The sequence below is a fragment of the Phytohabitans sp. LZ39 genome (assembly GCF_059359075.1).
In genome coordinates, this window is sequence record NZ_JCADBM010000013.1 from 64,020 (window position 1) to 87,891 (window position 23,872).

The 23,872-nt window shown below is 71.0% G+C and carries 24 protein-coding genes and 1 pseudogene; 14 read left to right on the top strand and 11 right to left on the bottom strand.

All coding sequences use genetic code 11. The features are described 5' to 3' along the window. Positions 1–10: 10 nt before the first annotated feature. From AC5L36_RS24350 to AC5L36_RS24360, 3 genes are read right to left on the bottom strand one after another with little or no spacing between them, the layout of a single operon-like run. Positions 11–823: a carbohydrate ABC transporter permease gene (locus tag AC5L36_RS24350; protein ID WP_441220287.1), complete on the bottom strand. Its 813-nt coding sequence runs from the start codon at positions 821–823 to the stop codon at positions 11–13. Then, positions 816–1,751, bottom strand: coding sequence for a carbohydrate ABC transporter permease (locus tag AC5L36_RS24355; protein ID WP_441220288.1), 936 nt, complete (start codon positions 1,749–1,751; stop codon positions 816–818). The genes AC5L36_RS24350 and AC5L36_RS24355 overlap by 8 nt, the downstream gene beginning before the upstream one ends. Next, positions 1,748–2,959 carry an ROK family protein gene (locus tag AC5L36_RS24360; RefSeq protein WP_441220289.1) on the bottom strand — a complete coding sequence of 404 codons (1,212 nt, stop codon included), beginning with the start codon at positions 2,957–2,959 and terminating at the stop codon, positions 1,748–1,750. Before AC5L36_RS24360 ends, AC5L36_RS24355 begins: the two co-directional genes overlap by 4 nt. A gap of 121 nt (positions 2,960–3,080) precedes the next feature. Here AC5L36_RS24360 and AC5L36_RS24365 point away from each other — a divergent pair, with 121 nt between their 5' ends. The 9 genes from AC5L36_RS24365 (at position 3,081) to AC5L36_RS24405 (ending at position 11,666) form a co-directional block, all read left to right on the top strand. Then, positions 3,081–4,427, top strand: a complete 1,347-nt coding sequence (locus AC5L36_RS24365; protein WP_441220290.1) for a serine hydrolase domain-containing protein — start codon at positions 3,081–3,083, stop codon at positions 4,425–4,427. 54 nt (positions 4,428–4,481) lie between these two features. Continuing rightward, positions 4,482–5,567, top strand: coding sequence for a hypothetical protein (locus tag AC5L36_RS24370; protein ID WP_441220291.1), 1,086 nt, complete (start codon positions 4,482–4,484; stop codon positions 5,565–5,567). Beyond that, the gene (locus AC5L36_RS24375) at positions 5,564–6,088 is read left to right on the top strand and encodes a SigE family RNA polymerase sigma factor (protein ID WP_441220292.1); all 525 of its coding nucleotides are present in this window, start codon (positions 5,564–5,566) and stop codon (positions 6,086–6,088) included. The genes AC5L36_RS24370 and AC5L36_RS24375 overlap by 4 nt, the downstream gene beginning before the upstream one ends. Positions 6,089–6,254: 166 nt before the next feature. Next, positions 6,255–7,295, top strand: coding sequence for a PhoH family protein (locus AC5L36_RS24380; RefSeq protein WP_441220293.1), 1,041 nt, complete (start codon positions 6,255–6,257; stop codon positions 7,293–7,295). A 23-nt stretch (positions 7,296–7,318) separates the two neighbouring features. Further along, on the top strand, positions 7,319–7,786 hold the full coding sequence (gene ybeY / locus AC5L36_RS24385; RefSeq protein ID WP_441220294.1) for an rRNA maturation RNase YbeY: 468 nt from the start codon (positions 7,319–7,321) through the stop codon (positions 7,784–7,786). Further along, positions 7,783–9,129, top strand: coding sequence for a hemolysin family protein (locus AC5L36_RS24390; protein WP_441220295.1), 1,347 nt, complete (start codon positions 7,783–7,785; stop codon positions 9,127–9,129). The genes ybeY and AC5L36_RS24390 overlap by 4 nt, the downstream gene beginning before the upstream one ends. A 139-nt stretch (positions 9,130–9,268) precedes the next feature. Continuing rightward, complete coding sequence (locus tag AC5L36_RS24395) at positions 9,269–9,598, top strand: cytidine deaminase-like protein (protein WP_441220561.1); 330 nt, start codon at positions 9,269–9,271, stop codon at positions 9,596–9,598. Beyond that, positions 9,595–10,467 (top strand): GTPase Era, encoded by an 873-nt coding sequence (gene era / locus AC5L36_RS24400; RefSeq protein WP_441220296.1) that lies wholly within the window; start codon positions 9,595–9,597, stop codon positions 10,465–10,467. The genes AC5L36_RS24395 and era overlap by 4 nt, the downstream gene beginning before the upstream one ends. Positions 10,468–10,577: 110 nt before the next feature. Next, positions 10,578–11,666: an acyltransferase family protein gene (locus AC5L36_RS24405; protein ID WP_441220297.1), complete on the top strand. Its 1,089-nt coding sequence runs from the start codon at positions 10,578–10,580 to the stop codon at positions 11,664–11,666. Here the strand turns inward: AC5L36_RS24405 and AC5L36_RS24410 are convergent. Then, positions 11,618–12,493 (bottom strand): annotated as a pseudogene (locus AC5L36_RS24410) (DUF4097 family beta strand repeat-containing protein); the annotation flags it as partial. The gene AC5L36_RS24405 and the pseudogene AC5L36_RS24410 overlap by 49 nt on opposite strands. On the opposite strand from AC5L36_RS24410, the gene recO reads away from it, so the two are divergent. Beyond that, entirely contained in the window at positions 12,411–13,157 is a 747-nt protein-coding gene (gene recO / locus AC5L36_RS24415) for a DNA repair protein RecO (protein WP_441220298.1), read from the top strand. The pseudogene AC5L36_RS24410 and the gene recO sit on opposite strands and share 83 nt — an antisense overlap. 26 nt (positions 13,158–13,183) lie before the next feature. Continuing rightward, positions 13,184–13,966: an isoprenyl transferase gene (locus tag AC5L36_RS24420; RefSeq protein WP_441220299.1), complete on the top strand. Its 783-nt coding sequence runs from the start codon at positions 13,184–13,186 to the stop codon at positions 13,964–13,966. Here the strand turns inward: AC5L36_RS24420 and AC5L36_RS24425 are convergent. The 7 genes from AC5L36_RS24425 to AC5L36_RS24455 form a co-directional block, all read right to left on the bottom strand. After that, entirely contained in the window at positions 13,959–14,876 is a 918-nt protein-coding gene (locus AC5L36_RS24425) for a hypothetical protein (protein WP_441220300.1), read from the bottom strand. The genes AC5L36_RS24420 and AC5L36_RS24425 overlap by 8 nt on opposite strands. Next, entirely contained in the window at positions 14,873–15,400 is a 528-nt protein-coding gene (locus AC5L36_RS24430) for a hypothetical protein (protein WP_441220301.1), read from the bottom strand. Before AC5L36_RS24430 ends, AC5L36_RS24425 begins: the two co-directional genes overlap by 4 nt. A 742-nt stretch (positions 15,401–16,142) precedes the next feature. Beyond that, the gene (locus AC5L36_RS24435; protein ID WP_441220302.1) at positions 16,143–17,549 is read right to left on the bottom strand and encodes a peroxidase family protein; all 1,407 of its coding nucleotides are present in this window, start codon (positions 17,547–17,549) and stop codon (positions 16,143–16,145) included. A 299-nt stretch (positions 17,550–17,848) separates the two neighbouring features. Then, positions 17,849–18,547 (bottom strand): HAD family hydrolase, encoded by a 699-nt coding sequence (locus AC5L36_RS24440; RefSeq protein WP_441220303.1) that lies wholly within the window; start codon positions 18,545–18,547, stop codon positions 17,849–17,851. Positions 18,548–18,551: 4 nt separating this feature from the next. Next, the gene (locus AC5L36_RS24445; RefSeq protein ID WP_441220304.1) at positions 18,552–19,055 is read right to left on the bottom strand and encodes a hypothetical protein; all 504 of its coding nucleotides are present in this window, start codon (positions 19,053–19,055) and stop codon (positions 18,552–18,554) included. Continuing rightward, positions 19,052–20,752 (bottom strand): CehA/McbA family metallohydrolase domain-containing protein, encoded by a 1,701-nt coding sequence (locus tag AC5L36_RS24450; protein ID WP_441220305.1) that lies wholly within the window; start codon positions 20,750–20,752, stop codon positions 19,052–19,054. The genes AC5L36_RS24445 and AC5L36_RS24450 overlap by 4 nt, the downstream gene beginning before the upstream one ends. 126 nt (positions 20,753–20,878) lie before the next feature. Beyond that, a complete protein-coding gene (locus AC5L36_RS24455) occupies positions 20,879–21,643 on the bottom strand; it encodes a hypothetical protein (protein WP_441220306.1) in 765 nt (254 codons plus the stop codon). A gap of 180 nt (positions 21,644–21,823) precedes the next feature. Between AC5L36_RS24455 and AC5L36_RS24460 the strand changes: the two genes are divergently transcribed. Genes AC5L36_RS24460 through AC5L36_RS24470 form a run of 3 tightly spaced genes read left to right on the top strand, consistent with a single transcriptional unit; the run spans position 21,824 to position 23,865 of the window. Further along, a complete protein-coding gene (locus AC5L36_RS24460) occupies positions 21,824–22,342 on the top strand; it encodes a hypothetical protein (RefSeq protein WP_441220307.1) in 519 nt (172 codons plus the stop codon). 31 nt (positions 22,343–22,373) lie between these two features. Next, positions 22,374–22,799 (top strand): hypothetical protein, encoded by a 426-nt coding sequence (locus AC5L36_RS24465; protein WP_441220308.1) that lies wholly within the window; start codon positions 22,374–22,376, stop codon positions 22,797–22,799. 13 nt (positions 22,800–22,812) lie between these two features. Then, positions 22,813–23,865: a hypothetical protein gene (locus AC5L36_RS24470; protein WP_441220309.1), complete on the top strand. Its 1,053-nt coding sequence runs from the start codon at positions 22,813–22,815 to the stop codon at positions 23,863–23,865. Positions 23,866–23,872 lie beyond the last annotated feature (7 nt).

Sequence of the window (23,872 nt, forward strand, 5' to 3'; positions counted from 1 at the left end):
GTGGTTCTCCTTAGGACTTGATTCCGGTGAACGTGATGCCGCGCACGACGTACCGCTGCGCGAAGACGTAGAGCGCGAGGATGGGCAGGACGGAGACCGTCGAGCCGGCCATGACGACGTTCCAGGCGGTGCTGTACCGGCCCTGGAGCAGCGACAGGCCCACGGGCAGCGTCATGTGCGCCTCGGTCTGCGCGATGACGAGCGGCCACAGAAACGCGTTCCAGCTGGACATGAACGCGAAGACGGCGAAGGTGGCGAGCGCCGGGGCGACGAGCGGGAGCAGCACCTGGGCGAAGACCCGCACGTGCCCGGCACCGTCCACATAAGCCGCCTCGTCCAGCTCCTTGGGCAGGGCCAGGAACGCCTGGCGGAGCATGAACACGCCGAAGCTGGAGACCACGGTGGGCAGCAGCAGGCCGGCGTAGCTGTCGACGAGGCCGAGGTACCGCATCTCGATGAAGAGCGGCACGATGATGACCTGCATCGGGATCATCATGGTGGCCAGGTAGAGGAGGAAGACGAGGTTGCTGCCGCGGAAGCGGAGGCGACTGAACGCGTACGCCGCCGTGGCGCTGGTGAAGAGCTGGAGCAGCGTCGAGGCGATCGCCACGCCGATGCTGTTGGCCGCGAACCGCCAGAACGGAAACGCGTCACCAAGCCGCCCGTAGGTGTCCACTGTGGCCGGATCGGGCAGCAGCGGCGCGCCGGCCCGGCCCAGTTGGGCGTCGCCGGTGACGCTGGTGAGCACCATCCACACGAACGGGCCCACCATCGCGAGCGCGCCAAACGTCAGCGCCGCGTACCGCAGGATCGTCTTACTCATAGTGCACCCACCGGCGCTGGAGGCGGAGTTGTACCGCGGTGACGGCCAGGATCACGAGGAAGAGCACGATGCTCATCGCCGAGGCGTAGCCGACCCGGCCGTACGAGAACGCGTACTCGACGATCTGCTGGACCACGACGGTGGACGCGCCGCCCGGCCCGCCCTCGGTCATCACCCAGACCTGGTCGAAGACCTGGAATCCGTTGATGAGGCTGATGACCGTGACGAAGAACAGCGACGGCGAGAGCATCGGGAGCGTGATGCCGCGCAGCTTGCGCCACGGGCCGGCACCGTCCAGCGAGGCCGCTTCGAGCAGGTCGCGGGGGATCGCCTGGAGCCCGGCGAGGAGGATGACCGCGACGAAGCCGACGTCCTTCCACACCGAGGCGAGCACGACCGAGGGCATCGCCCAGTCCGGGTCGGTCCACCAGCCGGGCCCCGCCACGCCGACCCAGCCGAGCGCCCGGTTGACGAGCCCGTCGGCCGGGTTGAGCAGCCACTTCCAGAGCAACGACACGGCCACCCAGCTGCTGATCACCGGCAGGAAGAAGGTGGCCCGGTAGAGCGTCATCGCCGGCAGCTTGGCGTCGAGCAGCAGCGCCACGGCCAGCCCGAAGACCAGCACGAGCGGCAGGTAGCCGGCGAGGTAGAGCAGTGTGTGCCCGAGCGCGGCGCGGAAGTCGGCGTCGCCGGCGAGCTCGGTGTAGTTGTCCAGTCCGACGAACTCGGCGGTGCCGATCAGGTTCCAGTCCTGGAGGCTGACCCAGAGCGTGCCGACCATCGGGCCGATCCAGAATGCGAGCAGCAGCACCAGGCTGGGGGAGAGGAACGCGGCGGCCGCGCCCGCGGTCCGCCACCGCCGGGCCCGGCCCGGCTTGCGCCGTGCGGCCGGCTTCGTCGCCGGCGGCCGGGTGGCGACGGCGGTCATTGCGCAAGCTCCGCGCCGGGAAACGCGGCCATCCGCGCGCGCACCGCGTAGGCCTGTGGCTCGGCGCTCAGCGTGAACGGCGTGCGGAGCACAAGGGCGGCCGCGCCGAGCGCCCACTTCGCGTCGTCCCACGGGTCGACGTGCACGCCCACCGCGTCGGCGAGCGGCGGAAACATCCCCTCGCGGAACGCCCGCAGGAAGCCCTCGGACAGGTGTGCCCAGGCGAGCGTGCCCTCGCCGCTGACCAGCACGGCCTGTGGGTCGAGCACCGCGGCCAGGCCGGCGGTGATGCCACCCAGGCGGGCGCCGGCTTCCCGGTAGACCTCGCGGGCGCCCCGGTCGCCCGCGTCGGCGGCCGCGCGCAGGTCGGCGGGACCGTTCGCGGCCACCCCGGCGGCGCGGGCCCGCTCGACGAGGGCGGCGTCGGACACGTAGGTCTCCAGGCAGCCGCGCTTGCCGCAGTGGCAGGGCGGCCCGGCCGGGTCGACCGGCAGGTGGCCCAGCTCGCCCGCCGCGCCGTGCCCGCCGCGGCGCAGGTCACCGCCGCTGACCACGGCCGCACCGACGCCCTGCCCGAGCGTGACGGTGAGGAAGTCGTCGTAGGGGCGGCCGATGCCGTACAGGTGCTCGTAGGCCGCCAGCGTGTTGACGTCGTTGTCGACGAGCACCGGCACGTCGAGCAGGCGGCTCAGGTATTGCGGGAGGGGCATGTGCCGCCACCCGATCAGAGGCGCCTCGACGAGCCCGCTGCGGCCGTCGACGAAGCCGGGCACGCCCAGCCCCACGCCGAGCAGCGGGGTGTCGGCGGCCTCCGCCACGTACGGCCGGAGCAGCTCGGAGAGCGCGTCGAACGGGTTGGCCGCGATCGCGTCGAACGGCGCCGAGAACTCGGCCAGCACGGTGCCGTCGAGGTCGGCGCGGATGCCGGTGACCCGGTCGGAGGTGACCTTGACGCCGATCGCCACGGCGGCCGAACCGACGACCGCCAGCAGCTCGCCGGGGCGGCCGCCGCGCGGCTCGGCGTCGTCGACCTTGCGGATCACGCCGGCCTCCATGAGTGCCCGGCTCACCGCGGTGACGGTGGGCGGGCTGAGCCCGAGCCGGCGCGCGATGTCCGCCCGCGAGATCGGGCCGTGCCGGCCGACGAGGGCGAGCACCGCGACGCGGTTGACGTCTCGCAACCGCGGTCCCGACGTGGCGGAGGTCATCGGCGGCATCCTTCCTTCAGTACCTTTGTTAGGTGGCTGAAGAAAGTTTCCGAATGTTTGTGTCCCGTGTCAAGGTCCATTCGGGCGATACGATCGCCGGGATTTCGGGGAGGAGCCGCGGATGTCGAAGAAGCTGGCGAGGCTCGCACAGCAGGTGCAGGCCGAGGCGCGGGTGCCGGCGCTGTCGGCGGCGCTGCACCGGGCCGACCGGCCGCTCTGGCAGGTGCAGGCCGGCGCGGCCGGCGCGGAGAGCCAGTTCCGGATCGGGTCGGTGACGAAGACGTTCACCGCCGTGCTCGTGCTCCAGGCCCGCGACGACGGCCTGCTCGACCTGGACGACCCGATCGGCCGCCATCTCGACCTGCCGGCGCACGGCGACCTGCCGCTGCGGCGGCTCCTCTCGCACACCTCCGGGCTCCAGCGCGAGCCGTACGGCGACGTATGGGACACGCTGCTCGCGCCCGACGCCGACCGGCTGCTCGCCGAGATCGACCGGGCCGAGCGGGTGCTCCCGCCGGCCCGGCGGTACCACTACTCCAACCTGGGCGTTTCGCTACTCGGGCACGCGGTCGCCCGGCTGCGCGGCGGCACCTGGGGCGAGGTGTTGGAAGATCGCATCCTGCGCCCGCTCGGCCTCTCCGCTACGACGGTCCAGCCCACCGGCCACGCGGTGACCGGCTACCTCGTCGACGCGTACAGCGACCACACCCGCCCGGAGCCGTCGACCGACTTCGGTGGCGTGGGCCCAGCGGGGCAGCTCTGGAGCACTGCCGGCGACATGGCGCGCTGGGCCGCGTTCCTCGCCGACCCGGCCGCGCTCGACCCGGGAGCGGACGTGCTCGCTCCGTCCACTCTGGACGAGATGCGTTGGCCGCTGACCGCCACCGACGAGGCGTTGTGGGCGGCCGGGTTCGGGCTCGGACTGATCCTGATCCCGCAAGGGGAGCGCATCGTCCACGTCGGACACGACGGCGCGATGCCCGGCTTCCTCGCCGGCGTGTACGGACGCCGCCCCGCGCCCGCCGGCGTCGGCGACGGCACGCCGCGGGCCATGGGCTGCGCCGTGCTCGGCTCGTCCGGCACCGCGGTCGCCACCATCGACCTGCCGCACAAGCTGCTCGCCGCGGCTGTCGAGGAAGACCCGGCCGAGATCGCGCCGTGGACACCGGGTGAGCCGGCCCCGGAGGCGTACCGGTCGGTGCTGGGCCGCTGGTGGGGCGAGGGCTTCGAGTACGTCTTCTTCTGGCGGGACGGCGCCCTGCGGGCCCGCGGGGCGGACGACCCGCCCAGCCGCCCGCCGGCCACCTTCGCGCCCGTGCCGGACCGCCCCGACGTGCTGCGCGGTGTCGCCGGCCGCGAGGTCGGCGAGCTGCTGCGGCTCACCCGCGACGCCGGCGGCACCGTGGTACGCATGCACTGGGCCACCTACCGCTTCACCCGCGACCAGCAGACGTTCTCCGGAGACTGAGGGAACCCCGCGCCGCCCCGGCTGCCTTTGGGGTGGTGACGAGGGAGGTGCGGCATGTCGCATCGAGTGAAGGACCTGCTGGACGAGGCGTGCGCAGGGATCGAGCCGCGCAGCCCCGATCCGGTGGCGGCGGTGGTGCGCCGCGGCCGGGCCGGGCGGGTCAGGGCCATCGCCGCCGCGGCGCTGGCCGTGGTCACGGTGCTCACGGGGGGCACCGTCGCCGGGACGCGCCTGCTCGACAATTCGCCGCCGGAGCCGGCGACGGAGACGACGGCCGCCGCCAAGCCCGCCACGCGCCCCGACCGGCCGCCGGCGCCGCGCGAGGTGAAGGGTCGGGTGGTAGCGGGGAACGTGAGCCTGGCGGTCCCGGACGGCTGGAAGGTGTATCCCCCGTACCCCGAGTACACGCCGCCGCCGTCCGACCCTGGATGCGGCGCCCACTACGCCCGGACGGTCCTGGTCGGCGAGGGCGGAAACCCGGATGGACCGCCAATCTGGTGTACGACCGGCGAGATCGAGGTGCAGAGCCTCTACGACTTCCGCCCGTACGTCTACACGCGGTCCGGTGACGCCACGACGCCCATCGTCCCGCCCCGGATGATGACGCTGGACGGCGGCGAGTCGGCCTGGCTGCGGACCGACGCCGACGGTGTGTACTGGCTCGTGCTGCCGTGGTCACGGGTCGAGGTGCGGATCCGTGCCGGCGCGGACCTGCGGCAACAGGTCCTCGACTCCCTCGAGACCGGCCGCTGGGCGACGGCTGCCCTCGCGCTGCCCCTGCGTGCCGAGTACGCCAAGCTCACCGTCTCGACCGACGCCGAGCGGGCGCGCGAGCACGAGCTCACCGACCAGGCGAAGGTGCGGCGTGCGATGGAGCTGCTGCGCCAGGCGCCCAAGGTGGCACAGGGCGACAGCTGCGCCCGCGAGGACCAGCCGACGGTCGAGCTGGAGATCGGCCTGCCGCCCGGCGTCCCGGCCCCGCCGCAACAGGACTTCGTGAAGAACCCGGTGCTGTCGTCCTTCCTGATCGGTCTTGCGGACGGTTGCCACGAGGTCGTCTCCGAGGAGGGCGGGCGGGTGCGCCTCGACGGCGCGAGCCTCGCCGAGCTGGGCGACCTCTTCGGAGTGGAGTTGCCGTGACCGGGGCTAGTCGAGGGCCGGAGGGGTTCGCCGAGTTCGTCCGCGACCGGTACACGGCGCTGGTCCGGCACGGCGCGATCCTCACCGGCGACCCAGGTCACGGCGAGGACCTCGCCCAGGAGGCACTGGTCAAGACGTACCGCGCGTGGCGGCGGCTGCACCCGGACGGCGATCCGGAGGCGTACACCCGGCGGGTGATGGTGCGGGCGGCCTGGCGGGCCGGGCGGCGGCTGTGGCGGGGGGAGGTGCCGACCGAGGCGCCGCCCGAACGCGCCGGCTCCGACCCGTACGACGGCGCGGACACCGCCCACCTCGTCCTCCAGGCGCTGCGGACGCTCCCCGCCCAGCAGCGTGTGGTGCTGGTGCTGCGCTACTGGGGCGGGCTGTCCGAGCAGGAGATCGCGGCCGACCTGGGCTGCTCGGTGGGGACGGTGAAAAGCCGGGCCAGCCGGGCGGTCGCGACCCTCCGGCGGGGTGGCGGGCCGCTGGCCGACGCGTTCGTCACGGCCGACATCCGGTAACTGCTCGTTTGTCCGTTTCGGAAATCCGCAACCAACCGGTCGCGCGCGCGGAAATGGGCGCGGTGGTCAGGGCGTTGAGCCGATACGATGGAGCAGTTCCGCATGTCGCGCCACGGGGCGCGGCACCGAGACCGAGAGCAGGTGGCGTTGGCCCGCGGGCCGATCTATGACCACGACATCCCCCACCGAGCAGACCCGCGTGCAGACCAAGATCACGGTTCCTAACTCGCAGATCATGGTGAACCTGCTCGGCGCCGGGGATGAGATTCTCCGGCTCGTCGAGCGTTCTCTCGCGAGTGACGTGCACGTGCGGGGCAACGAGATCACCGTCACCGGCGCACCGGCCGACAACGCGCTGGCCGAGCGCCTCTTCGCCGAGCTGCTCGAGTTGATCGAAAAGGGTGAAACACTGACCACCGACGCTGTCCGGCGCACCGTCGGCATGCTCGAGCAGGGCACGGCCGAGCGGCCCGCCGAGGTCCTCACGCTCAATATCCTGTCCCGGCGCGGGCGCACCATCCGCCCCAAGACGCTGGGGCAAAAGCGCTACGTCGACGCGATCGACGGGCACACCATCGTCTTCGGCATCGGCCCCGCCGGCACGGGTAAGACCTACCTGGCCATGGCCAAGGCCGTGCAGGCGCTCCAGGCCAAGCAGGTCAACCGGATCATCCTGACCCGGCCGGCCGTCGAGGCGGGCGAGCGGCTCGGCTTCCTGCCCGGCACGCTCTACGAGAAGATCGATCCTTACCTGCGGCCGCTCTACGACGCGCTGCACGACATGCTCGACCCCGAGTCGATCCCGCGGCTGATGCAGGCCGGCACGATCGAGGTCGCGCCCCTGGCGTACATGCGGGGTCGCACGCTCAACGACGCGTTCATCATCCTCGACGAGGCGCAAAACACCACGCCCGAGCAGATGAAGATGTTCCTGACCCGGCTCGGCTTCGGTTCCAAGATCGTGGTCACCGGTGACGTCACGCAGGTCGACCTGCCCGGGGGCACCACGAGTGGCCTCAAGGTCGTGCGCGGGATCCTCGAAGGCGTCGAAGACGTCCACTTCGCGCAGCTGGGCAGCTCCGACGTGGTGCGCCACAAGCTGGTCAGCGACATCGTCGACGCGTACGCCCGGTACGACGCGGAGCGCGAGACGCAAAATGTGCACGCGGTGCCCGACCGCACCGCCCGCGCCGGCCGTCGCCGGTAGTCCGTCTTCTGGGGGAAAGCACGTTGTCCATAGAAATCGCCAACGAGTCCGGCGTCGACGTCGACACCGACGCCGTGCTGGCGGTGGCCCGGCACGCCCTCGACGAGATGGGTGTCAACCCGCTCGCCGAGCTATCCGTCCTGCTCGTCGACGTCGACTACATGACCGAGCTCAACCACCGCTGGATGGGCAGTGACGGCCCGACCGACGTGCTCGCGTTCCCGATGGACGAGGGGAGCGTCGACCACGGGCCGGGTGAGGCGGGCGCGGGTGAGCCGGCGCTGCTCGGCGACATCGTGCTGTGCCCCGAGGTGGCGGCCAAGCAGGCGGCCACCGCCGGCCATTCCGCGGCCGACGAGCTGCACCTGCTGACCGTCCACGGCGCCCTGCACCTGCTCGGCTACGACCACGCCGAGCCGGAGGAGGAGCGGGAGATGTTCGCGCTTCAGGCCCGGCTGCTGTCCAGCTGGCGGGCCTCCCGAGGCCAGTGACTTCCGCGGCGGCCGCCGCCGGCGGCGGGTTACCCGACTTACAACTGCTGATCTTCGCGGCCGGGCTCGTCGTCCTGGCCGGCATCGTGGCGATGACCGACGCCGCGCTCGCCGCCGTCTCGCCCGCGCGCGCCGCCGAGCTGGCCCGCGAGGGGGTACGCGGCGCCCGCGCCCTCCAGATCGTCGCCTCCGACGTGGTCCGCCACCTCAACCTGCTCCTGCTGCTGCGGCTGCTCTGCGAGCTGACCGCCACCACGCTCGTGGCGCTGGTGGCCGTCGACACGTTCAGCGCCGGATGGACGGCTGCGCTGGTCACGGCCGGCGCGATGACCGTGGTCAGCTTCGTCGTCGTGGGCGTCGGCCCGCGCACGATCGGCCGCCAGCACGCGTACGCCGTGGGCCGCGCCACCGCGCCGCTGGTGCGCTGGCTGGGCCGGGCGCTCGGCCCGCTCGCCTCGCTGCTGATCCTGATCGGCAATATGGTCACGCCCGGCAAGGGCTTCCGGGAGGGCCCCTTCGCCACCCAGATCGAGCTGCGCGAGCTCGTCGACCTCGCCGAGCAGCGGGGCGTGGTCGAGCACGGCGAGCGCCAGATGATCCACTCGGTCTTCGCGCTCGGCGACACCATCGCCCGCGAGGTGATGGTGCCGCGTACCGAGATGGTGTGGATCGAGTCGCACAAGTCGCTGCGGCAGGCGCTGGTGCTCTTCCTGCGCTCCGGCTTCTCCCGCATCCCGGTGATCGGCGAGAGCGTCGACGACGTGCTCGGCGTGCTCTACCTCAAGGACGTCGTGCGGCGCGCACAGAGCGGCGACCCGGGGGCCGACGCGACCGCGGTGGCCGACCTCATGCGCGAGGCGACCTTCGTGCCGGAGTCCAAGCCCGTCGACGACCTGCTCTCCGAGATGCAGGCCGCCCGCACCCACCTGGTGATCGTGGTCGACGAGTACGGCGGCACCGGCGGCCTCGTCACGATCGAAGACATCCTCGAAGAGATCGTCGGCGAGATCACCGACGAGTACGACGTCGAGCGCCCGCCGGTCGAGCGGCTCGCCGACGGCGCCGTGCGGGTGACCGCCCGCCTGCCCGTCGAAGACCTCGGCGAGCTGTTTGGCGTCGAGCTGCCCGACGACGAGGTGGAGACCGTCGGCGGCCTGCTCGCCCAGTCGCTGGGGCGCGTGCCCATCCCCGGTGCGGAGGCTACGGTGAGCGGGCTGCACATGGTCGCCGAGGGCACCACGGGCCGGCGCAACAGGATCGACTCGGTCCTGGTCCGCCCCGCGTCTAAGGGCGACGTCCCCGCCGATACACCCGAGCAAGAGAGGCAAACCGCCGATGCCTGAGCCGTCGTCCATCGTCCCGGGGCCGGCGAGGTCCGCACGCGAGGAGCGTAGCGACGAGGGCGGACCGATCCGGCCGCCCGGGGCGACAGCGAGCGGAGCGAGCGCGGCCAGCAGGGCAACCGTCGGCGCGCCCACCGACCTGGACGCCGAAGACGCGAAGCTGGTCCTGTTGGCGCGCGGTGCGCGGGCCCGGATCGGCGCTGTCGAAGGCGCCGCGGTGCGCGACCAGGACGGCCGCACGTACGCGGCGGCGAGCGTCTCGCTCCCCTCGCTGACGGTCACCGCGCTCCAGCTCGCCGTGGCCTCCGCCGCGGCGGCCGGTGCGAAGCGGCTGGAAGCGGCGGCCGTCGTCACCGAAGCGTCCACTCTGGACGGCGCCGGCTACGCCGCCGTCCGTGACCTGTCCGCCGACGCGCCGGTCCACGTCGCCGGGCCGGACGGCAAGCTCATCGGCACGGTCGTCGAGTGAAGGCCGGATTCGCCTGCTTCGTGGGCCGGCCCAACGCCGGCAAGTCCACGCTGATGAACGCGATCGTCGGGCAGAAGATCGCCATCACCTCCAGCAAGCCGCAGACCACCCGCCATGTGATCCGGGGCGTGCTGCACCGGGAAGACTCGCAGCTCGTACTCGTCGACACCCCCGGCCTGCACCGGCCGCGCACGCTCCTCGGCGAGCGCCTCAACGACCTCGTGCGGCAGACCTGGAGCGAGGTCGACGTGATCGGCCTGTGCGTGCCGGCCGACGAGGAGATCGGGCGGGGCGACCGCTTCATCACCGGCGAGCTGTCCGAGCTGAAGGCCGCGGTGATCGCGGTCGTGACCAAGGCCGACCTCGTCGACAAGAAGCGGCTGGCGGAGCAGCTCCTCGCGGTCAGCGAGCTCGCTGACTTCGCCGAGGTGGTGCCGGTTAGCGCGGTCTCCGGATACCAGGTCGACAGGCTCGTCGACGTGATGACCAAGTACCTTCCGGAGTCGCCCCAGCTCTACCCCGACGACATGCTCACCGACGAGCCCGAGCAGGTGATGATCGCCGAGCTGGTCCGCGAGGCGGCGCTGGAGGGCGTGCGCGACGAGCTGCCCCACTCGATCGCCGTCGTGGTCGAGGAGATGCTTCGCGAGGGCGGGCTGACGAAGATCTACGCCGACGTGTACGTCGAGCGCACCAGCCAGAAGGCCATCGTGATCGGGGCCAAGGGCAGCCGGCTCAAAGACGTCGGCACCCGCGCCCGCACCGAGATCGAGGCGCTGCTCGGCACCAGGGTCTACCTCGATCTGCACGTTCGCGTGGCGAAGGATTGGCAGCGCGACCCGAGGCAGCTGCGCAAGCTCGGCTTCTGACGGGCTTTGTGCGCTTCGTCACGCGGACGTTTCCGGGTGGGCGGGTTCATCGGTTGGTCAGCGGGGTAGGGCGGTAGCTACCCCCGAGCCCCGGCCTCCCGATTGGACCCATGCGAAACAGATACGTGGATCTGCTGCGCGCGCTGGCCATCGTCCGAGTCGTCGTCTACCACACCACTCACTGGGCGTTCCTCACGATCGCTTTCCCGGCCATGTCGGTGATGTTCGCGCTCGCCGGCTCGCTCATGGCGGCCTCTTTGGACAGTCACGGCGTGCGCGCGGTCGGGCGGCGGCTGCGCCGGCTGCTGCCCGCGCTGTGGGTGCTCGCCGCGGTGTTCGTGCCGGCCATGCTGCTCACCGGGCTGGCCGTGGACTGGCGGCTGCTCTACTGGGGACTGCCGCTGCTCGACCCGCCGTCCAACGCGTGGGGCGCGCTGGCGCTCAGCGCGATCTGGTACCTGCGGGACTACCTGTGGTTCGTGCTCCTCTCACCGCTGGCGCTGCCGCTCTTCCGGCGCTTTCCGATCCCCACGCTCGCCGCGCCGTACCTGCTGCTGGTGCTCATCGAGTTCGGTGTCATGCCGGCACACACGGTGCTCAAGGACGTGGGTCTCTACTTCGGCGCGTGGCTGCTCGGCTTCGCGCACCACGACGGCATGCTGCGCCGCCTGTCCTGGCGGGTGCTGGTGCCGTGCGTGGCCGCGCTGGCGGTGGCGGGCGCGGCCTGGTGGCTCACCCACCCGGGCCCGCGCGGCTACGACCTCAACGACATCCGGCTCGGCAACGCCCTGTGGTCCGCCGCGTTCGTTGTCGCGCTGCTCGGCTTCGCGCCGGCGACCACGGCCTGGCTGGAATGCCGGGCCGGCCTGCTCCGCGCCGTCACGGTGCTCAACAGCCGCGCGCTCACGATCTACCTGTGGCACATGCCGATCGTCATCGGCGTGACCGCGGTGCTCCCGCTCGGCATGGCCGCGCGGCTAGCCGTCGTGACGGCGTTGGTGGCCGTCGCCGTCGCGCTCTTCGGCTGGGTGGAGGACGTGTCGGCACGCCGCCGGCCGGTGCTGCTGCCGGTGCCTCACACCTCCCGCAGGGTGATGTCGCCGCTGCCGGTCTCCAGGTCCAGCAGGAATGTGCCGGTGGGCGAGCTCGCCACCCCGAGCGTCTTGTCCCCGGAACCAGTGCGCGCGTCCACCCGGTAGGAGCCGGCCGGTACGGCGACGTCGACGTTGCCGCTGCCGGTGTGGGTGCGCACCGCGCCGCTCTTGTCGAGCGACAGCGTGACGTCGCCGGAGCCGGTGCGGGCCGTGTTCAGCGGGCCGGACAGGCCGGTGGCGTCGATGTTGCCCGAGCCGGTGCGGGCGTCCAGCTCGCCGGCGACGTCAGTGATCACCATGTCGCCGGAGCCGGTCTGCACCTTTACCTTGCCGGAGGCCTCGGTGATGCCCACGTTGCCCGAGCCGGCGTCCAGGTCCACCGTGGACACACCGCTCAGCGAGAGGTCGCCGGAGCCGAGCTTGCCGCGGACGGCGACACCCTTAGGGGCCACGATCTCGTAGTCGACTCGGCAGAAGTCGATGCGCCCGCAGTCGGTGGCGAGCTGTAGCACCGCCCCGTTGATCTGGTACGACGTGTCGGGCTCGTCACCGTTGTAGTGGACCACGCGGCGGATGTCGACCTGCTGCGTGTCGCTGGTGGTCACCGTCACGTCACCCGAGCCCGGCTCGACGACGATCTCTTTGATCGCCACCTTCTCGGTGTTGCTGTAGTCAAGGCGGGACCGGGCGACGTCGTCGCAGCCGACCAGGCCGGCGAACGCGACCACGCCGACCACCGCGAGCAGCTTTCGGGGATCCATGCTGTGCACGCTACGGGCGCCCGACCCCGGGACACATCCGGAGTGGTCACCGAGACGACCCTGAGACGGCGTAGGGGAGAATGGGCCGGTGCCCGGATTTCGCCGCCCGCTGTACCGCGACGACGCGGTGGTGCTGCGCGTGCAGAAACTGGGCGAATCGGATCGCATCATCACGTTGCTGACCCGCCGGCACGGCCGGGTGCGGGCGGTGGCTCGGGGGGTGCGCCGCACGAGCTCCCGCTTCGGCGCGCGGCTGGAGCCGTTTGGCCACATCGATCTCCAGCTCGCCGAGGGGCCGTCGCTGCACACGGTGAGCCAGGTCGAGGGCATCGAGCTGTACGGCAAGCGGTTCCTCGAAGACTATCCCCGCTACACGGCGGCGAGCGCGATCGCGGAGACCGCCGAGCGGCTCACCCCGGTCGAGCTCGAGCCCTCGCTGCGGCTCTTCCTGCTCACGCTCGGTGCCCTGCGCGCGCTGGCCGAGGGGGCGCACGCGAGCACGCTGGTCCTCGACGCGTACCTGCTGCGGAGCATGGGTGTGGCCGGGTGGGCGCCGGCGCTCGCCGAGTGCGCGGTGTGCGGTTCGCCGGGGCGGCACGGCGCCTTCTCCGTACCAGCGGGGGGTTGTGTGTGCCCGGATTGCCGGCCGCCGGGAGCGGCCCACCCGGCGCCGGCCACGATCGACCTGATGTCCGCCCTCACGTCGGGCGACTGGCGCGTGGCCGACATCGCCGAGGCGGCCAGCCGCCGCGAGTGCAGCGGGCTGGTGGCGGCGCATTTGCAGTGGCACCTTGAGCGCGCGCTACGCTCGCTGCCGCTGGTTGATAGGGGTTGATTGTGGTTCGTTCGTTACGACGTCGGGTGCCGGTGGCGCCGACGCCGCATCCGTCCGGTGCGCGTCCGCCCGCGCTGCCCAAGGAGAGCCTGCCGCGGCACGTCGCGATCGTGATGGACGGCAACGGGCGCTGGGCCAAGGAGCGCGGCCTACCCCGGACGAAGGGGCATGAAAGGGGCGAATACTCCCTGTTCGACGCGATCGAGGGCGCGATCGAGCTGGGCATCCCGTACCTGTCGTCGTACGCGTTCTCGACCGAAAACTGGCGGCGGTCGCCGGAGGAGGTCCGCTTCCTCATGGGCTTCAACCGCGACGTGATCCGCCGCCGCCGCGACCAGCTTGTCGACCTCGGCGTGCGGGTGGTGTGGTCCGGACGGGCCGGCCGGCTGTGGAAGAGCGTGATCTCCGAGCTGGTCACCGCGGAGGAGATGTCCCGCGGCAACTCGACGCTGACGCTCCAGTTCTGCGTCAACTACGGCGGGCAGGCCGAGATCGCCGACGCGGCCGCCGCGATCGCCCGCGACGTCGCGGCGGGCAAAGTTTCACCCGACAAGGTGAACGAGAAGATGATCTCGCGGTACCTCTACCACCCCGAGGTGCCCGAGGTCGACCTCTTCCTCCGCCCCTCCGGCGAGCAGCGCACGTCAAACTTCCTGCTGTGGCAGTCGGCGTACGCGGAGATGGTCTTCCTCGACACGCTCTGGCCCGACTTCGACCGGCGCCACCTCTGGTACGCCTGCGAGCTCTACGCCCAGCGCGACCGCCGCTTCGGCGGGGCGCTGCCCAACCCGGTCGCGCCGCCTAGCTGAGCCGGCCGGCGGCCCCGAGGACGGCCAGCGCGTCGGCGGTGACCCATTCGTTCGAACGGCCGGCGCCGGTGACGCCCCAGTCGAGCGGATCGCCCGCCTTCGTGGCATACACCTTCTCGGCCGGCCAGCCGCCGTCCGGCAGCCGCTTGGACTCGAGGAGGTCGAGCGCGCCCGCGCACCGGGGATCGCCGATCGTGCCCACCTCGACCATGCCGACCAGGCCGCCGAGCACGTCGTAGTGCCAGTAGAGCCGGTGGTGCAACCGGGCGAAGTCGGGATGGATCAGCGTGCCCGTCGTGCGCCGCCAGGCCAGCCCGCGGGCCAGGAATACCTCCGCGGCACGCCTGGCGGCGCCGGCGTCGTGTGGCGCCAGCCCGCGCATAGGCAGCAGCGTCTCCATGAACGACGAGGTCCGCGCGGTGGGGTTGCGGTCACAGTTCCACCCGCCGTCCGGCCACTGCCACTTGACCAGGCGCTCGGTCAGCGTGCGCGCGTCGGTGTCGTCGAGGATGCCGAGCGCGGTCAGGTAGCGCAGGGCGTTGCCCTGCTGGGAGGCGCAGCGCCGGTATCGCCCTTGCACGACCGGCACCTCCACGTCTCGCAGCCACCGGCGCAGCACCTGGTCGCGCAGCGGATGGAGGGACTCGTCGCCGGGCGGGTAGCCGAGGTCGGCGAGGGTGGCGAGCACCCAGTGGGCGCCGCGCCACTTGGCGTACACCTGCTTGGGGTTGGTAATCCGCCCGTCGGCGTCGCGGGCCGCGAGGAGCCGGCGCACCCGCGGCGATTGGCGGATCTCCTCGCGCAGCCGGCGGGCGGCCTTGCCGTCCGTGGGCTCGCCGAGCACCCCCGTGCGCACCTTCCACCTGATGGACGGCTCTTCCGAACGCAGCAGGACGTCGACGGCGCTCACGAGCGTTTATGTTCCTCCTCGGGGCGGGCGTGCGAGAAGAGGACCGGAGCGACCGGGCGAGCCGGCTTCTCGGACGGCGGTGGCGGCGGCGGTGGTGGCGGTGCCGGCGGCGGTGCGGCCGGCTGGTGCTCGCCGGTCAGGACCAGTAGCTGGTACGCCCGCTCGACCGGGATCCGCTCGGTGCTGATCGCGATCCGCAGCGGCACCGGCGTGGCGGCGCCCGGAAAGGCGTCCACCGGCAGGTCGAGCACCCGCGGCTCGACCCCTCGCTCGGCCAGGTACGCGGCGGCGGCCGGCGGCAGATCCTGCCAGGCCCGCACGGTCTCGACGGTGAAGCCGTGCGCGAGCCACTCGTCCGCCCGCTCGGCGACCCGGTCCGCCACGTGCCCAGGCACGACGTCCCGGCCACCGAGGTCGTCGCTGAGCAAGGCGCGGGCCATCGGGGAGAGCTCCGCCACCGGCACCCACCGGTCACGCGGCCCACGGCGACGAGCCGGCAGGTCACGGCGGTCGGGGTTGGGCATAAGCCCATCCAAACATGATCGACACTCAGGGTGTGCGCGTGGGTGCCGCATCGGCGTGCCCAAACCCAATTCTGGGAAAGGATATCGAGCTACCGCGATGTTCGTCGTGGTCCATGCCGTTGCTCCCGCGGCCTCACCCGTCCGCTGTGGGGACGCGAGCAGATCTTGGTACGCGATGGCCCCGGGCTGGGCCACTCGACTTTCGCGATCTTGGCCGGCTTGTGGCCGGGCCGAGCAAGGCTCCGCGAGCCCCGGGCGTCCACCACGCTTCGATGATCGTTAGCCCGAATCCCGCGTTCTCGCCCGTGTGTCACACGGGTTCCGGGCTAACGATCATGACGCCGCCCAATGGCCGAGCAGATTCTCCCGAACAGTGCAAAGGTGCCCGGCGATCCGTTGACCATCGCGTTTCGCGGTCCAGCCAACCCCGGAAGCCGCAGGCAGCGTGCGAAGGCTGCGCGCGGCAAGGCCTCGGGTCCAGTCGCGGGCGCCTACCGGCGACATCCTGACGTAGCGTCACCAGCGTCGGGAGCCGGACTGTGAGATCTAGGAGACCCAGGGGCATTGCCCCGGGTGGAGCCACCCTGATCCCGAAAGGTCTCTAGATCGCCAAGGCAAGCTGGGTCAAATCCCGGCATCATTTGTTCACCCCCCCGGGGGGTGGTGAGCTCGCGGTCGAGATGACGGGCGGGTGCGCCCGGCCCCACGCCGGGCGCACCCGCGTCCCTGTTTACGGCCAGGTTTACTGGCCGCGGCTCGCCGGGTCGACGCGAGCCCAACGGAGCAGGTCGGTCATCCTGAAGGTGCCGGGTGTCGCGGAGGGCAGGGTGGGCCTCCAGTTGGGCTGTGTGCGCACCCAGCTGTTGGGGTCCAGCTGGAGCAGGCCGATGAATACCTCGGCGATGATCCGGCCGCCGCACGGGCCGAGGGTGACGCCGTTGGTCATGCGCTCGGCTTCGGCCAGCACGTAGTACCAGAGCGGGGTGTGGTTTTCCAGCGCGACCCCGTAGTGGGCGAGCTCTTGCAGCAGCAGCTGCGGGTAGCCCATGCGCTGGGCGATCAGCTGCCCGGCCGGCACACCCCAGGTCATCGTGCGCAGCAGGTTGCGGGTCGCCAGGGAGGTCGGCGGGTCGCCGCTCGCGATGGCGCCGAGCGGCAGGTTGAACAGCGGCGTCGAGATCTTGGTGTCGATCCGCTTGTTGGGGCGTACGTGCTGGGTCTGGTCGCCGCCGAAGTCGAAGAACGTCTGCCACCCCACGAAGCGCCGCCGGGCCCGCGCGCCGCCACGCAGGTCGACCGGATCGGCCTGGCCCTCGCCGGCCGGTTCGAAGATGAAGCCGAAGAACGGCGTGCCGTCGGGGTTTCCGGCGAGGTTGAGCCGGTACGAGGGGCGGATCATGCTGTGCCCGAAGCGGTACGCGATCTGGAACTCTACCGGGATGAACGCCGGCGACGGGTCCGGACGGAACCAGCGACGGCCCCCATTGAGCACTGTGTTGACCATCGGCTGGCCCACGATGTTCGGCAGGAACTCTTTGAGGATGATCCAGTGGTAGTGCCAGGTGAGGATCCGCCGGGCCTGCGCGAACTGCTGGTCGGCCGGCACGCCCTGGCTGCGTAACTGGTCGACGATCCGGTTGTGGGCGAGGATGAACGCGCTCTGGAAGCCGGAGATCATCGTGTTCTCGTCGTTGCGCGGGTCGCCGATGATCGCGGTGCCGTTCGACTGGCGGGGCACGTCCTCGAAGAGCCCGCCGTTTTCGATGCGCAGCTTGACGCGGTCGGGCTCGTAAAAAGCCGGGCTCGCGACCGGGCCGCCGCCGTACACGGTGTCGAGGTCGAAGGAGGGGGTGCGGCTGTTCGGCGACGACTCCGGAGTCGTGGGGATGCCCAGCGGCGAGGTCGTGTCGAACGTCATGTCGTGGTCGAGGAACTGCCCGAAGAACGTCACGCCCGCCGTCATGTGGATGGTCGTGCCGTCCTGGCTGTCGCGGTTGTTCGGGCTGAGTTCGGGGTTGGTGATCAGCCGGACCGGCCCCTCCGCGAGGGGGTCCTTGGCGTCCAGGATCCCGCCGGGACGTCCGATGTCCATGAGCGCCGCGCGCCGGCGGTCGTCCGCTGGGATGAAGGGCCCGAGGTCGGGGAACATGCGCCCGAAGCGGTCAGGCGGAGTCGCCGCGTAGGCGGCGTGTGAGCCGGCGAACGGGGGTGCCGCGCCGATAGCAACGGCACCGGCTGCCGCCCCGCCAACGCGCGTGATGAATCCCCGTCGGCTGACGGAGGGGGTCGAGTCGGACCGGGGTCGACGTCGCGTAGGCATGCGCTGCCGCCTTTCCGGAGCATTGTGAGATCGGGCTAAAGGGATTAGCCAACTGGATTCCTTCTAGAGTTTGGAACCGCTCCCACAACGCGCACAGGACCCCAAGGGGGTTTTAGGCGATCAGGCTCCTATCCGGCGAGCAAGGTCACGACCGCATCGACGTCGCTCAGATCGTCGAGGACGACGTGTGCGCCGGCCGCCGCGAGTGCCTCGGCAGATGTGCCGCCCGTGGCGACGGCCACGCAGGTGACGCCGTTGGCCAGCGCGGCGTTGACGTCGTGCGCGGTGTCGCCGACGACGATCACCTCGGACGGGTCGAACGCGCGGCCGTGCTTGGCCGCCGCCCGCTCCAGCGAGCGGCGCACCAGCGTGGCCCGGACGACGTCGTCGGTGCCGTATCCACCGATGTCGAAATCCACCAGCTCGGCCAGGTCGAAGGCGGCGAGCTTGTCGACGGCGACCGGCCGGATGTTGCCCGTCACCAGCGTCTGCACCACGTGCGGGCGGGTGCCGAGCGCGGCCAGGACCTCGCGGACGCCGGGCAGCACGAAGCCCTGGCGGAGCAGCATGTCGCGGCGGGCGGCGAACTCGGCCGCGAAGACCGTGAAGAACGCGTCGAGGTGCGGCTCGCAGTCGTCGATGCCGTGCATCGCGAACGTCTCCACCGCGATGTCCCAGTCGGTGCGCCCGGCCGCGAACGCCATGTCGCGCCACTCGACGCCGGTGACCGCGGTGAACGCGGGGGCGTACGCGAGCTGGGCGACGCCCCCGGCGTTCAACAGCGTGCGGTCGACGTCCCACATGACCAAGCGGGTGCCACGAGACATGGATTCAGTGTGCCCCACCGCAACATGGTGTCGGATTGGGGAACTCGAACGGCGCGAGCCGGCCACCCGGCGCCGGCGAGGTGACCAGCGTCAGCTCGCCCTCTGTCCACTCTGGACGGACGAAGTCGCGCGTGACGACCTCCGTCGCGGGATCGGGGTCGGGACCGCCGAGCACCCTGACCCGGGAGATCGCGCTCTTGGCGAGCAGGTCGGCGACCGTCACGGTGCCGGTGAGGGCCTCGACGCCGGCGAAGAGAAACGCCCGGCCGCCGCGCCGCGCGGCGTGGTCGGCGGCCGCCTCGGCCGCCGCCTTCGACAGGTCGTCCGGGGTCTGGGGTAGCTCGGCGTCGACCCCGTCCGGCAGCGCGAGGCTCACCACCACATGGGGGTACGGCGTGCGCGCCAGGTGCGTGCACGCCTCGACACCGGCCGGGAGGCCGAGCGAGTGAAGCCAGTGCTCAGCCTCCCGGTTGGCCCCGTGACCGAGGCTCAATCCGACGTATCTCAACTGGGGAGCACCCAGATGGGGTTGCCGTAGAACCACAGGTCGAGCCACGGGTCGGCGTCGCCGATCACGTCCATGGCCGGGCCGGCCGGGTCGACGGCCGCACCCATGAAGCCGGGCGCGCCGCGCTTGCCGTCGGTGCCCCGCACGCGCACGTAGAACGGCTCGTCCACGCGGCCGAAGGAGTACGTGAACGAGGCCTTGCCGGTGCCCTTGTCGACCTCGAACGACTTGACCACCTTGGTGTTCGGGGCGGTGAAGGTGTCACGGTCGGTCGCCGGACCGGTGACCGAGCCGGCGATCACGTCGACGCGGGCCAGTACCGGCACGAACTGCGCCCAGTTGGGGCGGTTCGCCAGGTCGATGTCGATGGTGAGCTCGACCTTGGCGCCCTTGCGCACGCGCAGCACGCCGCCGAGCGGGACGCCGGTGCCGGGGTGCCGGTCGCCGGCCACGCGGGCGCGGACGTCGAGGCCGCTGATCAAGCCACCGTGGTCGACCCACACCCGGCCGGCACGGAGGCCGTCCATGACCGCGCGGTACGAGAACGAGGTCGAGCCCACGTGCGTCCGGCTGTACTGGCCGGGCCAGTAGTCGCCGGCCTCGGTGAGCAGCGGGCCGTACACCGGGTCGTTGTACCGGCCGTTGAGCTCGAAGTTGCTCTCCGGCCCGCGCTGGGCCGTGTCGAGGTAGTTGCTGTGCGAGTCCGAGTTGGCGCTGATCCACCACGCCTTGCCCTCGGCGAGCAGGCTGTCCCAGAGACCGCCGACGGTGGAGGTCATCCAGTCGAAACCGCCCCAGGTGCGGTAGCTCTCCAGCGGGTATCCGGGAAACGAGGCCGCCGAGGGGCTGCCCTCGTAGAAGCCGCGGCCGCCGGCGTTGCCGATCGGGCCGGGCAGGCCGGCGGCCTGGTGGCCGGGCGCGCCCTCGAAGCCCACCGCGACGCTCGGGTCGGCGTCGCGCCAGGCCCGGATCTCGTGCGGCGAGTCGATGCCCCGGCGGGCCGGGTGGTTGGCGAGGAAGAGCGCACCCTGGACGCGCCGCTTGCGGACCTGCTCGCCCAGGAACTGGATGCCGGCGATCGCGAGCGCCTCGTTTTCCGGGGTGTTCGCGCCGGCGCCCTTCACCGAGCCGTCGTACGCGTTTTCGAACTCCTTGAGCACCGCGACCTCGTTGCGGCCGGGGTGGACGAAGACCGTCGCGTGCTCGGCGGCCGGGATGTTCCACTCCAGGCCCTGGAAGACCAGCAGGTCCTTGAGCTCCTCACGGGTGGAGACGATGTCCGGGTTCACCTTCTCCACGCCGATCTTGGCGTGCGTCACGCTGCCGTGGTCCGTGATGACCATCCAGTCCAGGCCGTACGCCCGCCCGTGCCGGGCCTGGTCGTACACCCGGTACATGGCGTCCGAGCTGTACTGCGTGTGGATGTGGTGGTCGCCGGCGAGCCAGCGGAAGCCGCCCTTGCGGCCGTGGTCGCCGCCGGGGCCGTGATCGTGGTCGTCGCCGTGCGCCTGCGCCGCGCCGGGCGTCGCCAGGACACTCGCCGCCGCACCGGCACCCAGCAGACCGGCACCGCGCAGGAAGCCGCGCCGCGAGACGTCCGCGGGCGAAAGCTCACTGTCCGGGATGGACAGATCAAGAGCCTCGGGTACGTCGGCGGGCTGCCCGCCGACATCGTGATGGTGGTGGCCGTGGCCCATGCGATTACTCCTCGTGTTGCCCGATGATCCAGCGCTCAATCTCGTCCTCATCGGAGAACAGGAGGTGGCCTCACGGCTGCGCACATGCGAACATGCGCACTCGTACACTCCGTGATCAGGGCATTCTCAACGCGCGCGAAACGCCTCGGGCGTCGGATAGACGTACACCTCGGTGCGGCCCAGGTCGACGCCCGCCGGCGCGCCGCCGATGCTCTCGATCTCACCCGGCGACCGGCCGGGCGGGAAGTCGCCGAGGCTCGCCTGTGCCTCGTCCGGCCCGGTGCCGCCGACGATCGCACCGGCCGCGTCGCGGAGCAGTGCCATCGCGACGCGCTTGACCGGGACCGGGTATCCATTGTCGACGGTGAACCGGACGTGCACCACGTCGTCGGTGGTGGCCGTCACGCCGGACGTGGTGAGTGGGGCGATCCGCGCGGCCGAAGCCGGCAGCCACCACGATTCGCCGATCTCGACTTTTAGGCTGGTAACAGCGCGGCCACGATCAACATAAACGTATTGGCCTAGGCCAACGCGTTGTTGAGGGGCGGAGAACCGCAGCGTCTTGGTGACCCGGGTGGACTTTTCGAGGCGATCGCTGACCGGCTGCCCACTGGCGTCGAGCATGGTGACGGAGATTTCCGCGTCGTAGGCGAGGTGGTCGCGACTCGTATTTTCCAGCAGCAACCCGTATGTCGCCATCGTGTCGCCGCGACCGTCGGTGGTCATGGAAACGCCCGACTCGACCACTTTGAGGCCGCCGCCGCCGGGCGCTTGGGCGCCTTTGACCGGCGCTGCCGGGACCTGACCGCCGGTGGCCTGAGGGCTTTCGCCGGGTGCTGGTGTGTCGTCGCAACTCGCCGCTGTCAATCCCACGGTCGCGCAGGCCAGCACGGCCAGTGTGGCCACGCGGAAACTGCGGATTGCCGACCTGACGGACATCCGACCCCCCATGCCAATTGGCGCGACGTGGTTGAATCATATCGACCACTGCCATGATGTCGGACCGAGCGGATTTACGAGGGGACCGCTGTGGGTGTTCTGGCTGAGCAAATGGAGCGTCTTGTCGTTCGCGTGACGTCACCTGACGGGTGCGTCAGCGCGGTGCTGACCCATCCGTCCGAGTTGGACGTGACGTTCACCCCTGGATGCTACGGCCGCTATCGGGAGGACACGCTGGAGCGCCAGCTGGCCGCGGTGGCGACCGGTCTGTGGGCGGGGCACCGGCGCGGCTTCCTGGCCGCGCTGAGCGAGGCGCTGGGCGAGCCGGCTCGAGGCGACGGGCAAGAGCTGGACAGCGAGCGGGACAGCCAGGGTTACCGGGAGGCGGTCGCGGCCGTCGTCGCCGACCGCCGGTCACCGAGCGGGCGCATCCGCGCGACTACCACGGCGCTGGTCCGGTGGGACTTCGAGATCAGCCCGGGCACCGTGCGGGCGTTGAGCGAGGAGGAGTTTCGCCAGGAGCTCCTCGCCGTGGGCCGGGCGACGCTCGACGACTTCTTCGCCCAGGTGCGCGAGTTGAAAGACGAGCACTACGGCCGGCCGGAAAGCCGCTTCTTCGACCCATGGGCGGATGGCCGGATCTCGGCGTGACCGGAGGTCGGTTCAACGGGGAGGACGAGAGATGACCGACAAACACCAGGTGTCGCTGACACTTGGCGAGATGTGGCTCGCTGGCAGTTCGTATCTTCCGCAGGCCGGTGACCACTACGCCGGCCTGAGCAAGGAAGCGGGCGGCTCGGACAACGCCGGGGCGAGGTTCGAGCGATACGGCACCATCCCGGGGACGCCGGTCAGCGGCACGTTTCCCGGTCCGGTCTTTCCGGTGTGGGAGAAGGTCCGCGACCAGTTCCAGGGGATATTGGCGGAGTCGGCCACCAACCTCTACGACGCCGGAGACCTGGTCATCCGGGTTGCCGAGTTGTTCGCGAGCGAAGATCAGGAGATCGCGGCCGGCTTCCGGGCCGAAGTCGCCAAATACCAGGGCGACCCAGAATTCAAGCTGGTGGACCCGCACTCCCGGCAAGAGCCGGACCAGCCGGACGAGTAGGGGAGAGAAACCCATGTCCGGAGAGATTCCGTACGTGAGCCGGGATCAGATCGTGGCGCAGGCCGAAAAGCTTCGTGACGCGGCCATCAAGGTCAAAGGCGAGATGGAGCTGCGTTACATCCCGCGCGACCCCGACCACCCGGCGCGCAGCATCGTGGGCAAGAGCGCCTCGGACTACCAAGGGCACGCCTACGCGATCGACGAAAATGGCAACTACATGGGCACCGACGCCCACTGGGCCGAGCTCGACTCGCAGTACAGCTGGATTCCCGACTTCTACGGCCACAGCATCGGGCCCGAACCGTCCGGTATGGAGCAGTTGATCAATACGATGAAGTCGGTGTCGAGCAAGCTGTATTTCGCACCGACGGCGAGCCCGGGTGCCGCACCCTCGGCGCCCACGGACCCGATCGGAGGGCTCCTCAGACCGACCGAGGCCGCGCTCGACGAGTGGATAGGCGCCGCGGCCGTCGCTTTCCGCAACAACTTCATGCTGAAGATCCCGGACGCCGCGCAGGCGCAGGCCTACCTGGCCGCCGCGCTCGCCCACGCGGTGCAGGGCAACCGGGACATGTTCCTGGCCCAGCGGGTAGACCTGCTGGACAACGCCACCAAGGCGACCACGGCGGTGGAGCAGAGCAACTACTGCAACCCGGACACGGTCAAGAACGTCTTTACCGTCATCGGCGCGGTGGCGACGGTCGCGGCCGGTGTCGCCGCCATCCCGGTGACCGGTGGTGCCTCGCTCGCACCGGCCGGGGTGGCCACGTTCACCATCATCGCCGGCGTCTCCTCCGGCATCGGCTCGCAGGACCTCGGCAAGAAAGAGGACACCCCGCTCAACGCCGACACCGTCGACGGCGTGCTGTCCAAGGCCGTCGACGCGGTCATCCGCATCTCGACGGAGATCTCCGGCAAAGAGCAGCAGATGGTGACGGCGTTGAACGAGATGTTCAGCGTCATCTCCAGCGGCGAGTCCGCCAAGGTCTACCTGGTGCCCCGGCCCGGCGTCCTGGCCATGAGCGACAGCGACATCAAGCGGGAGACCGACTACCAAGGCTTGTAGGTGCCCT